Annotated in this window: 10 protein-coding genes and 1 pseudogene; 2 read left to right on the top strand and 9 right to left on the bottom strand. The window is 68.7% G+C overall.

From position 1 onward, the window contains the following. Positions 1–166: 166 nt before the first annotated feature. The 3 genes from H5J26_RS23235 to thyX all read right to left on the bottom strand — a co-directional run bounded on the left by H5J26_RS23235 (position 167) and on the right by thyX (position 3,797). On the bottom strand, positions 167–1,852 hold the full coding sequence (locus tag H5J26_RS23235) for a ribonuclease J (protein WP_181767890.1): 1,686 nt from the start codon (positions 1,850–1,852) through the stop codon (positions 167–169). Between the two features lie 171 nt (positions 1,853–2,023). Then, positions 2,024–2,923 carry a 4-hydroxy-tetrahydrodipicolinate synthase gene (gene dapA / locus H5J26_RS23230; RefSeq protein ID WP_181767889.1) on the bottom strand — a complete coding sequence of 300 codons (900 nt, stop codon included), beginning with the start codon at positions 2,921–2,923 and terminating at the stop codon, positions 2,024–2,026. Positions 2,924–3,104: 181 nt separating this feature from the next. After that, positions 3,105–3,797 (bottom strand): FAD-dependent thymidylate synthase, encoded by a 693-nt coding sequence (gene thyX, locus H5J26_RS23225; RefSeq protein WP_210771675.1) that lies wholly within the window; start codon positions 3,795–3,797, stop codon positions 3,105–3,107. Between the two features lie 339 nt (positions 3,798–4,136). Here thyX and H5J26_RS23220 point away from each other — a divergent pair, with 339 nt between their 5' ends. Both H5J26_RS23220 and H5J26_RS23215 read left to right on the top strand, forming a co-directional pair. Further along, entirely contained in the window at positions 4,137–4,373 is a 237-nt protein-coding gene (locus tag H5J26_RS23220; protein WP_181767887.1) for a hypothetical protein, read from the top strand. A gap of 129 nt (positions 4,374–4,502) precedes the next feature. Further along, positions 4,503–5,057: a PH domain-containing protein gene (locus H5J26_RS23215; RefSeq protein WP_181767886.1), complete on the top strand. Its 555-nt coding sequence runs from the start codon at positions 4,503–4,505 to the stop codon at positions 5,055–5,057. On the opposite strand, the gene H5J26_RS23210 is transcribed toward H5J26_RS23215, so the two are convergent. From H5J26_RS23210 to H5J26_RS23185, 6 genes and pseudogenes are all read right to left on the bottom strand, one after another. After that, positions 5,054–5,521, bottom strand: coding sequence for a tetratricopeptide repeat protein (locus H5J26_RS23210; protein WP_181767891.1), 468 nt, complete (start codon positions 5,519–5,521; stop codon positions 5,054–5,056). The genes H5J26_RS23215 and H5J26_RS23210 overlap by 4 nt on opposite strands. A 5-nt stretch (positions 5,522–5,526) precedes the next feature. Beyond that, a complete protein-coding gene (gene dapB, locus H5J26_RS23205; protein WP_181767885.1) occupies positions 5,527–6,282 on the bottom strand; it encodes a 4-hydroxy-tetrahydrodipicolinate reductase in 756 nt (251 codons plus the stop codon). A gap of 78 nt (positions 6,283–6,360) precedes the next feature. Continuing rightward, the gene (locus H5J26_RS23200) at positions 6,361–7,749 is read right to left on the bottom strand and encodes a M16 family metallopeptidase (protein ID WP_181767884.1); all 1,389 of its coding nucleotides are present in this window, start codon (positions 7,747–7,749) and stop codon (positions 6,361–6,363) included. Then, positions 7,746–9,989, bottom strand: coding sequence for a polyribonucleotide nucleotidyltransferase (locus H5J26_RS23195; protein ID WP_181767883.1), 2,244 nt, complete (start codon positions 9,987–9,989; stop codon positions 7,746–7,748). Before H5J26_RS23195 ends, H5J26_RS23200 begins: the two co-directional genes overlap by 4 nt. A 304-nt stretch (positions 9,990–10,293) precedes the next feature. Continuing rightward, positions 10,294–10,584, bottom strand: a complete 291-nt coding sequence (gene rpsO, locus H5J26_RS23190; protein ID WP_181767882.1) for a 30S ribosomal protein S15 — start codon at positions 10,582–10,584, stop codon at positions 10,294–10,296. Positions 10,585–10,778: 194 nt separating this feature from the next. Next, positions 10,779–11,236, bottom strand: a pseudogene (locus H5J26_RS23185) (type VII secretion integral membrane protein EccD); the annotation flags it as partial.

The following is an 11,236-nucleotide window of genomic DNA, read 5'->3' as shown; positions in this document are numbered from 1 at the left end:
AACCTTACCAGAATTTCTTGTCCGGCCTTTCCGGGCCGTTTTCGAATTCCTGGTGCGCGGGCGTGCTCCGGGCGAAGATCGTCCGGTACCCGTCGAGGTGGAGGTGTAAACGTACTTGAGCGGAGCGCCTGGAGGCAAATCGAGGCGCTCCGCCCGGTGTTGAGCCTCAGACCTCGACCACCACGGGAAGGATCATGGGGCGGCGACGGTAGGTGTCGGAGACCCACTTGCCCAGCGTTCGACGGACCAGCTGCTGGAGTTGGTGCGTCTCCGCGATGCCGTCCTGGGCGGACTTGACGAGGACTTCCTCGAGCTTCGGTACGACCTGACCGAAGTCGGCGTCGTCGATGCCCGATCCCCTCGCCTGGATGTGGGGGCCGGCCACGATCTTGCCCGTGCTGCTGTCCACCACCACGAAGGCGGAGATGATGCCCTCGTCGCCGAGGATGCGGCGGTCCTTGAGAGAGGACTCCGTCACGTCGCCGACGGACAGCCCGTCCACGTAGACGTATCCGGCGCGAACCTTGCCTGCGATCTTGGCCTTGCCGTCGATGAGGTCGACGACCACTCCGTCCTCGGCGATGACGACGCGATCGCGCGGGACGCCTGTCTGTGCGCCCAACTCCGCGTTGGCGCGCAGATGACGCCACTCACCGTGGACCGGCATCAGGTTCTTGGGCTGGCAGATGTTGTAGAAGTACAGGAGCTCGCCCGCCGATGCGTGTCCGGAGACGTGGACCTTGGCGTTGCCCTTGTGCACGACGTTCGCGCCCCAGCGCGAGAGGCCGTTGATGACCCTGAAGACGGCGTTCTCGTTGCCCGGGATCAGGGAGGACGCCAGGATCACCGTGTCGCCCTGGACGATGCGGATCTGGTGGTCCCGGTTGGCCATGCGTGACAGTGCGGCCATCGGCTCGCCCTGCGATCCCGTGCAGACGAGGACCACTTCGTCGTCCGGAAGGTCGTCGAGCGTTTTCACGTCGACCACCAGGCCGGCCGGGACGTTGAGGTAGCCGAGGTCGCGTGCGATGCCCATGTTGCGGACCATCGAGCGGCCGACGAAGGCGACGCGGCGTCCGAACTCGTGGGCGGCGTCCAGGATTTGCTGGATCCGGTGCACGTGGCTGGCGAAGCTCGCCACGATGATGCGTTTCTGCGCGCCCGCGAAGACCTGTCGCAGGACGCCCGAGATCTCGCGCTCGGGCGGGACGAAGCCCGGGACCTCGGCGTTCGTCGAGTCGCTCAGGAGCAGGTCGATGCCTTCCTCGCCGAGACGTGCGAAGGCTCGGAGGTCCGTGAGACGGCCGTCCAGCGGGAGCTGGTCCATCTTGAAGTCACCGGTGTGCACCAGCATTCCGGCGGGTGTGCGGATGGCGACGGCCAACGCGTCCGGGATGGAGTGGTTGACCGGCACGAACTCGCAGTCGAAGGGCCCGATGCGCTCGCGATGGCCTTCCTCGACCTCCAGCGTGTACGGGCGGATGCGGTGCTCCTGAAGCTTCGCCTCGATCAGTGCGAGGGTCAGCTTGGAGCCGATGAGCGGGATGTCGGCCTTCTCGCGCAGCAGGAACGGGACGCCGCCGATGTGGTCCTCGTGCCCGTGTGTCAGCACGATGCCGTCGATGTCGTCGAGGCGGTCCCGGATCGAGCTGAAGTCCGGAAGGATCAGGTCGACGCCGGGCTGCTCCTCTTCGGGGAAGAGGACGCCGCAGTCGATGATGAGCAGGCGGCCGCCGTATTCGAGAACCGTCATGTTGCGGCCGATCTCGCCCAGACCGCCGAGCGGGGTGACCCGCAGACCGCCTTCGGCGAGCTTCGGCGGCGGGCCGAGCTCGGGGTGCGGATGACTCAAAAGACTCTCCTCACCACACGCGCCACGCGCCCCCGGCCTCCGGCTTCGGGGACCCCCTGGGACACGTGGCGCATGCGATTTTCATGATTGCGTTTGCGCTGTGAATTCGTTCGTTCTGACTATGTCTTGGTTGTACGGGCGCTGCCCGTCATGCAGTTATGACGTCTGTGCTCAAAGCTGGACGCCGCCGTGAGCGAGGTCGTGCTTGAGCTGTTGTGTCTCCTCGGGGGAGAGCTCCACGAGCGGCATCCGCAGCGGCCCGGCGGGCAGGCCGCTGAGCGTGAGGGCGGCCTTCGTCGTGATGACGCCCTGCGTGCGGAACATGCCGGTGAATACGGGGAGCAGCTTCTGGTGGATCTCGGTGGCCTTCGTGACGTCGCCGCTGAGGTGCGCTTCGAGCATGGAGCGCAGCTCCGGCGTGACGAGGTGGCCGACGACCGAGACGTAGCCGACCGCTCCGACCGAGAGCAGCGGCAGGTTGAGCATGTCGTCACCGCTGTACCAGGCGAGCCCGCTGGTGGCGATGGCCCAGCTGGCGCGTCCGAGGTCGCCCTTGGCGTCCTTGTTCGCGACGATGCGCGGATGCTCCGCGAGCCGGACGATCGTCTCGGTGTTGATCGGGACTCCGGAACGGCCCGGGATGTCGTAGAGCATCACCGGGAGATCGGTGGCGTCCGCGATCGCGCTGAAGTGCCGGAAGAGGCCCTCCTGCGGCGGCTTGCTGTAGTACGGCGTCACCGCCAGGAGGCCGTGCGCGCCGGCCTTGGCCGCGTCGCGGGCGAGTTCGACGCTGTGCGCGGTGTCGTTCGTGCCGGCTCCGGCCACGACGTGGGCGCGGTCTCCGACCGCTTCGACCACTGCCCGCACGAGCTGGGCTTTCTCGACATCGCTCGTGGTCGGGGACTCTCCCGTGGTGCCGTTGATGATGAGGCCGTCGTTGCCGGCGTCCACCAGATGAACGGCCAGTCGCTGCGCGCCGTCGAGGTCGAGAGCGCCGTCTGCGGTGAACGGCGAGACCATCGCGGTCAGGACCCGTCCGAAGGGCGTGTGCGGTGAGGAGGTCGGAGCCATGGGGTCCACGCTACTCGCAGCACGCCCGGTCGTGCCCCCTCGGGTCCATGCTGAAGGTCGTTCATCGAGGTGAACGACCTGAAGCCCCAACAGACCCGGCACTGCCCGCTCGGGGGTTCAAGCAGTGCCGAGCCTTGTTTTCAGCGTAGGCGCACTTCGCGAATGCCCGCAATCCGGACAGTCATGGGGCGACCCGGCCGTTGGCGTTGAAGGCCGCGTAGGTCAGGGGCATCAGCTTCGCCCACTGCTCCTCCATCAACTCCCCCACCATCTCGATCTCCCGCTGCGGGAACGAGGGGACCTTCGCCTGCTCGTGCTGGGTGCGCAGACCGAGGAAGTGCATGAGCGACCGCGCGTTGCACGTGGCGTACATCGAGGAGAACAGCCCGACCGGGAGGACGGCACGCGCCACCTCGCGGGCGACGCCGGCTTCCAGAAGCCGGCGGTACGTCTCGTACGCCTGGCGGTAGGAGTCCTCCATGGCGCCGACCGTCAGCTCGTGCTGCTCCGGCGTGCCCTCGACGAACTCGTACTTGCCGGGACGGCCCTGCTGGACGAGCTTGCGGGAGGCGTTCGGGGTGTAGAAGACGGGCTGCAGCTCGCGGTAGCGGCCGGACTCCTCGTTGTAGGACCAGCCGACGCGGTGGCGGTGGAACTCGCGGAAGACGAAGAGCGGGGCGCTGATGAGGAAGGTCATCGAGTTGTGCTCGAAGGGGCTGCCGTGGCGGTCGCGCATCAGGTAGTTGATGAGCCCCTTGGAACGCTCGGGGTCCTTGTGCTGCTCCTCCAACGACTGTTCGCCGGCGGTGGAGACCCGGGCGGCCCAGAGAACGTCGGTGTCGGCGGCGTTGTGCTTGACCAGCTCGACGGTCATCTCGCCGCGGAAGCTGGGAGCGGCGGTCTGGTCGGTTGTGTCGGTCACTGGCGAGGTCCTCCGGGTACGTGCGGTGCCAGGGCGCGCCCAGCCTACGGCGCCCCACCGACAGCCCCCGTCGCCCGCACGCCGGTTCACGCCCCGCGCGCAGATGTCCGAACAGCCGTATCTATCCGGACAAAAGGGTCTGTCTTTTGAGATAAGGCACCCCGGTGCACGAAGTCACAAGCCCACTTGATACTTTTCAGGGACGTTCACCGTATGCGGCACTTCACCGCCCTCCGGGACGTTTCCCCTCTGAACACCATCCAGATCGATCTCGACAGGAGAGTCCTGCCCATGCCCCGCCGCGGAGAGTCAGTGCCGTTCGCGTTCATTGCCGACGCCGACCGGTTCCGCAGCAATGTCACACCGCCGCCTCGCGCCGAGCGCAGCCTCACCCAGCGGACGGGAAGTGCGCTGTTCGGCCTGACCGTGGTGGCCGGGCTGGTCGGCTCGCTCCTGTTGGGCGTTCCCGCTCTCGACCCCGAGCAGCAGTCCCCGCAGGACGGTCCCGCCGCGGCCGAGGGCCGCTGACCGTCCACTCCGGCGATGCCGCTCCGGCCGCCGACGCGCCGCGTGGACCAGCCAGGCTGGCCGGTCCACGCATAGCTCGCTAGTGTCCTCGCGCACCCGATCGAGTCCATTTGCGAGCGAGGACCAGCAGTGCCCCTGCCATTTCTGACGGCCGACGAAGGCCACGCAGGCGCGGCCGATGCCTCCGACATGCCGCTGCCGCACGACGCCCGCGAGCGCTGGCGCCGCCCGTACCGTCCCGGCCCCTGGCGGGTCGCAGGCGGAGCGATGCTGCTGCTGCTCGCCTCGTACCTGCTCTTCTCAGCCCTGATCATCGCCCTCGCCGGCGCGGTGCCCGGCGCAGCCGTGTGTGCGGGTGCGGCGGTGCTCGTGATCGCGCTCGCGCTCCGGTTGCTGCGTGTGGGCATGTGGGTCTGCGCGTACGGCCTGCGTCAGGTCGGACTGCTGCGGACCGTCACGTTGAGCTGGGGCCAGGTGGCGGCTGTACGTACAGTGCAGCAGCCCGTGAGGTGGCTCGGAATGCCCCGCACCGTTCAGGGCCAGGCGCTCGCAGTCGTACGCGCCGGCGACGGGCAGCCTCTGCGCACACTCCTGACGGACCACAACGCGGACTTCCTCGCGCGTCCGGAGGCCTTCGACCGGGCGGCCGACGTCATAGAGAGCTGGGCCGCCGAGTCCCGCTAGCGCGTGCCGCTTCCGTGCCCGTCGCGGGCGCCGTCGTGCAGCGAGATGGCGTGCTGCATGGCCTTCCGTGCCCGGGGGGTGTCGCGTGCGTCGTGGTAGGCGACGGCGAGGCGGAACCAGGAACGCCAGTTCGCCGGGTCACGCTCAGCCTCCGCCTTCCGCTTCGCGAACACCTCGTCCGCCGACTCCCTGTCGATGCGGCCGGACGGTGTGCGCCGCAGCTCGTCGACCGGAAGCCCGCCCTCGGCCTCCAGCTCGCGGGCGAGCCGGCCTGCGTTGCGCGCGAAACGCGTGGTGTGCCAGAGGAACCAGATGCCGATCAGCGGCAGGACGAGGACGGCGGCCCCGAACGCGACGGTGACCGGCGTCCCCTGCTGGATCAGCAGCACTCCCCGGCTCCCCACCAGCAGGAAGTAGAAGACGAGCAGGACCGCCAGCGTGAGGTAGGTGAGCTTCGCGCGCATGCTCGTCATCGGTCCAGGTCGAGGAAGTGCTCCAGCCCGAAGGTGAGCCCGGGGGTGGAGCCGACCCGCCGCACGCCGAGCAGCACACCCGGCATGAAGGAGCTGCGGTGCAGCGAGTCGTGCCGGATGGTCAGGGTCTCGCCCTCGCCGCCGAGCAGCACCTCCTGATGCGCGACGAGTCCGCGCAGCCGCACCGCGTGCACCGGGACGCCGTCCACGTCGGCACCCCGCGCGCCGTCCAGTGAGGTGCTGGTGGCGTCGGGCTGTGCGGGCAGGTCGGCCTCGTCCCGTGCGCCGGCGATCAGCTGCGCGGTGCGTACGGCCGTACCGCTGGGGGCGTCGGCCTTGTCGGGGTGGTGCAGCTCGACGACCTCTGCCGACTCGAAGAAGCGGGCCGCCTGAGCGGCGAAGCGCATGGTCAGCACGGCACCGATGCCGAAGTTGGGCGCGATCAGGACGCCGGTGCCGGCCGAGGCCTCCAGCCATCCCCGTACGGTCTGCAGCCGCTCGTCCGTCCAGCCGGTCGTGCCGACGACGCAGTGGATGCCCTTTGCGACGCAGTGCTCCAGATTGCCCATGACCGCGTCCGGGTGCGTCAGGTCGACGACGACCTGGGTGCCGGCGGCGGTGAGGGCGTCGAGGCTGTCGTCACGGTCGAGTGCGGCGGCCAGTTCCATGTCGTCGGCGGCTTCCACGGCACGTACGGCCTCGGAACCCATCCGTCCCTCCGAGCCGAGGACGGACACACGCAGCTTGCTCATGGGCTTGTTCCTTCGCGGACTTCACGGACTTCGCGGATTCTCGGGGCCGCGGAGCGCCGGGGCGGGTGCGGGCAGGGGTCAGGCGACCGCTTCGTGCAGCTGGTCCGTCTGACGGTCGGTGAGCGGGCCGATGACGGCGAGCGAGGGACGCTGGTCCAGCACGTCGCGAGCGACTGCCCGTACGTCGTCGGGGGTGACTGCGGAGATCTTGGCCAGCATCTCGTCGACGGACATCTGCTCGCCCCAGCACAGCTCGCTCTTCCCGAGCCGGTGCATGAGCGCGCCGGTGTCCTCCAGCCCGAGAACGGTCGAGCCGGACAACTGGCCGATGGCCCGCTGCAGTTCGTCGTCGGGCAGACCCTGCCGGACGGCCTGGTCCAGCTCGTCGCGGCAGATCTTCAGCACGTCGGAGACCTGGGCGGGACGGCAGCCCGCGTAGACGCCGAAGAGGCCGCAGTCGGCGAAGCCGGAGGTGTAGGAGTACGTGCTGTAGGCCAGGCCGCGCTTCTCGCGGATCTCCTGGAAGAGGCGGGAGCTCATGCCGCCCCCGAGGGCCGTGCTGAGCACGCCGAGTGCCCAGCGGCGTTCGTCGTTGCGGGAGACGCCGGGCATGCCGAGGACCAGGTGGGCCTGTTCGGTGCGGCGGTCGGTCAGCTCCACCCGCCCCTGGGCGCTCACGGGACGGACCCCGGTGCGCGGGCCGGCAGGTTGCACGCCGGCGTCCGTACGGTCGAGCGCGCCCGCACGGTCGAAGGCGGCGCGCACCTGCTCCACGACGGTGTCGTGGTCGAGGTTGCCGGCCGCTGCGACGACGAGGTGCGGCGGGTCGTAGTGCTTGCGGTAGAAGCCGGCGATGCGGTCGCGCGTGAGCGCGTTGACCGTCTCGACGGTGCCCAGCACGGGACGGCCGAGCGGTGAGTCACCGAGCATCGTGTGGGCGAAGAGGTCGTGCACGCAGTCGCCGGGGTCGTCCTCGGTCATTGCGATCTCTTCGAGGATGACGCCCCTCTCGGCCTCGACCTCGGCGGGGTCGAGGACGGAGCTGGTGAGCATGTCACCGACGACGTCGATCGCGAGCGGAAGATCGGCGTCCAGCACGCGGGCGTAGTAGCAGGTGAACTCCTTGGAGGTGAAGGCGTTCATCTCGCCGCCGACGGCGTCGAGCGCCGCCGAGATCTCCAGCGCGCTGCGCCGCTCCGTGCCCTTGAAGAGCACGTGTTCCAGATAGTGCGTGGCGCCGTTGAGCGCCGGGGTCTCGTCGCGGGAGCCGACATGGACCCAGATCCCGAAGGTGACGGAACGCACGGTGGGAACGGTCTCGGTGATGACCCGCAGCCCGCCCGGAAGAACGGTCTTGCGGACGTCTCCGCCGCCGGACATCTGCTTCACCCTCGCTGCTGTTGTACGGGCGACGGCCCGCCCCTCCTTGATGGTGGGGCGGGCCGTCGCACGGTGCGTACGTGTCACTTGTCGCCCGCGTCGGCGTCCGCGCCGTCCTTCTCCTCGGACGACTCGGAGCCCTCGGCGTCCTCGTCCATGACGGGGATGAGCGAGAGCTTGCCGCGCTGGTCGATCTCGGCGATCTCGACCTGGACCTTCTGGCCGACGCCGAGGACGTCCTCGACGTTCTCGACGCGCTTGCCGCCCGCGAGCTTGCGGATCTGCGAGATGTGCAGCAGACCGTCCTTGCCCGGGAGGAGCGAGACGAAGGCGCCGAAGGTGGTCGTCTTCACGACCGTGCCCAGGTAGCGCTCGCCGACCTCGGGCATCGTCGGGTTCGCGATGCCGTTGATCGTGGTGCGGGCGGCCTCGGCGGCCGGGCCGTCGGCGGCACCGATGTAGATGGTGCCGTCGTCCTCGATGGTGATGTCGGCGCCGGTGTCCTCCTGGATCTGGTTGATCATCTTGCCCTTGGGGCCGATGACCTCACCGATCTTGTCCACGGGGATCTTCACGGTGATGATCCGCGGGGCGTTGGGGGACATCTCGTCCGGGACGTCGATGGCCTCGTTCATCACGTCCAGGATGTGCAGACGCGCGTCGCGGGCCTGCTTGAGGGCCGCGGCCAGCACGGAGGCCGGGATGCCGTCCAGCTTGGTGTCGAGCTGAAGGGCCGTGACGAACTGCCGGGTGCCGGCGACCTTGAAGTCCATGTCGCCGAAGGCGTCCTCCGCACCGAGGATGTCGGTGAGGGTGACGTAGTGCGTCTCGCCCTCGATCTCCTTGGAGATCAGGCCCATGGCGATGCCCGCGACCGGGGCCTTGAGCGGCACACCGGCGTTCAGCAGGGACATGGTGGAGGCGCAGACCGAGCCCATGGAGGTCGAGCCGTTGGAGCTCAGGGCCTCGGAGACCTGGCGGATCGCGTACGGGAACTCCTCGCGCGTCGGCAGCACCGGCACGAGCGCACGCTCGGCGAGCGCACCGTGGCCGATCTCCCGGCGCTTCGGCGAACCGACGCGGCCGGTCTCACCGGTGGAGTAGGGCGGGAAGTTGTAGTTGTGCATGTAGCGCTTGCGGGTCACCGGCGAGAGGGTGTCCAGCTGCTGCTCCATGCGCAGCATGTTCAGCGTGGTCACGCCGAGGATCTGGGTCTCGCCGCGCTCGAAGAGCGCCGAACCGTGGACCCTCGGGATGGCCTCGACCTCGGCGGCGAGCGTACGGATGTCCGTGACGCCGCGGCCGTCGATGCGCTTCTTCTCGCGGATGACGCGCTCGCGGACCAGCTCCTTGGTCAGCGCGCGGTACGCCGCGGAGATCTCCTTCTCCCGGCCCTCGAACTGCGGGATCAGCTTCTCGGCGGCCAGCACCTTCACGCGGTCCAGCTCGGTCTCGCGCTCCTGCTTGCCGGCGATGGTCAGAGCCTGGGCCAGCTCGTCGCGTACGGCCTCGGTGAGGGCTTCGAGCACGTCGTCCTGGTGGTCCAGGAAGATCGGGAACTCGCCGACGGGCTTCGCAGCCTTGGCGGCCAGGTCCGACTGGGCCTTGCACAGCACCTTGATGAAGGGCTTCGCGGACTCGAGACCGGCGGCGACGACCTCCTCGGTCGGTGCCTCGGCACCGCCCTTGACCAGCTCGACGGTCTTCTCGGTGGCCTCGGCCTCCACCATCATCACCGCGACGTCGCCGTCCGGCAGTGTCCGGCCCGCGACGACCATGTCGAAGACGGCGTCCTCGAGCTCGGTGTGCGTCGGGAAGGCGACCCACTGACCGCGGATGAGAGCGACACGCGTGGCGCCGATGGGGCCCGAGAAGGGCAGACCCGACAGCTGCGTGGAACAGGAGGCGGCGTTGATGGCGACCACGTCGTAGAGGTGGTCGGGGTTGAGAGCCATGATCGTCTCGACGATCTGGATCTCGTTGCGCAGGCCCTTCTTGAAGGAGGGGCGCAGCGGGCGGTCGATCAGGCGGCAGGTGAGGACGGCGTCCTCGGACGGGCGGCCCTCACGACGGAAGAAGGAGCCGGGGATCTTCCCGGCTGCGTACATCCGCTCCTCGACGTCCACCGTCAGCGGGAAGAAGTCGAGCTGGTCCTTGGGCTGCTTTGAGGCGGTGGTGGCCGACAGCACCATGGTGTCGTCGTCCAGGTACGCCACAGCCGAACCGGCTGCCTGCTTGGCAAGACGGCCGGTCTCGAAGCGGATCGTGCGGGTGCCGAACGTGCCGTTGTCAATGACGGCTTCGGCGTAGTGGGTCTCGTTCTCCACCAGGGATATCTCCTCGTCTGCGTCCGTCGCCCGTGTGGCGGCGGACCGGCTGCGGAGGAGCGCTCCGTGTACGGGCCGGTCTTCGATCGAAGCACCCGGAACCCTCTGGGAATCCGGGGGCCACTACCGAGGACCGGCTACGGCGGGGCGCCCCTGCCGCGTTTGTGTGCGGACTGCGGTTCTGCGTATGTCCGCATGTCTGCTGTATGTGGTGCTGGGGACCAGCCTACAAACCTTCCGGCCCCTTCAGGTACGGCGAAGGGAGCGGCCCCTCGGTCGGGAGCCGCTCCCCTCATTCACGTACTCAGCGGGCGCCCGCCGCGCCGCGGCGGATGCCGAGGCGCTCCACGAGGGCACGGAAGCGCTGGATGTCCTTCTTCGCCAGGTACTGCAGCAGGCGGCGACGCTGGCCGACCAGCAGCAGCAGACCACGGCGGGAGTGGTGGTCGTGCTTGTGGCTCTTGAGGTGCTCGGTCAAGTCCGAGATGCGGCGGGAGAGCAGCGCCACCTGAACCTCGGGGGAGCCGGTGTCACCCTCCTTGGTGGCGAACTCGGAGATGATCTGCTTCTTTGTCGCGACATCGAGAGACGACACGCGTACTCCTTCAGGGGTTGTCGCCCACGAGCGCCCCTGGTCTTCAGCTCAGGGGATGCTTCGACTACTCGTGAGACCGACCCAGCTTATCAGCGCGGAAAGGGTGTTCTGCCGCCCCCCTGCGGGAGGCCGCAGAACACCCTTCACCTGCGGATTCGATGCCGATCCGCTTCCTGTCCGTACGGACCGAAGCGTCAACTCGTCATGCTGCGGGCCGCGGAGTAGACGTCCATCACCGCGAGGCAGAGCGGAAGGAGGGAGAGCAGCACGAAGGTTTCGAGGATCTCCAGGAAGCGTCCCCAGAAAGGAGTCACGCCCTTGCGGGGGACGATCAAACCGATCGAGGTGACGAGGGCCGCGGCCGCCGCGATGGACGCGGTGAGCCAGATCGTACGGAGGTCGAGCGCACCCTGGTCGCCCGCCTGGATCTCCCGCAGGATCTCGGCCGGCGGGTCGAGGGAGAGACCGAGGGCCAGAAGCCCGATCGCCGTGATGCCCGCGACGAGTGCGCAGCTGACCTGCGAGGTGTACCGGAAGAGACGGGCCCGCAGCAGCATCGCGATGCCGGCGGCAAGGACGAGCAGCTGGCCCCAGCCCGAATCGGAGAAGCCGAGCACGCCCGAGGCGATGACGACCACGGCCGCGCAGCCGC

The organism is Streptomyces albidus (ex Kaewkla and Franco 2022), assembly GCF_013870515.1.
GTDB classification, from domain to species: Bacteria; Actinomycetota; Actinomycetes; order Streptomycetales; family Streptomycetaceae; genus Streptomyces; species Streptomyces albidus.
The sequence above is the reverse complement of the archived record's forward strand: the minus strand, read 5'-3'. Positions and strand labels throughout refer to the sequence as shown.

Excerpts from the sequence above, each read along its gene's own strand:
- H5J26_RS23220 (WP_181767887.1), top strand. The coding sequence starts at position 4,137 with ATGCCCCGCCGCGGAGAGTCAGTGCCGTTCGCGTTCATTGCCGACGCC.
- thyX (WP_210771675.1), bottom strand. The coding sequence starts at position 3,797 with ATGACCGTCGAGCTGGTCAAGCACAACGCCGCCGACACCGACGTTCTC.
- H5J26_RS23210 (WP_181767891.1), bottom strand. The coding sequence starts at position 5,521 with ATGCGCGCGAAGCTCACCTACCTCACGCTGGCGGTCCTGCTCGTCTTC.
- dapA (WP_181767889.1), bottom strand. The coding sequence starts at position 2,923 with ATGGCTCCGACCTCCTCACCGCACACGCCCTTCGGACGGGTCCTGACC.
- dapB (WP_181767885.1), bottom strand. The coding sequence starts at position 6,282 with ATGAGCAAGCTGCGTGTGTCCGTCCTCGGCTCGGAGGGACGGATGGGT.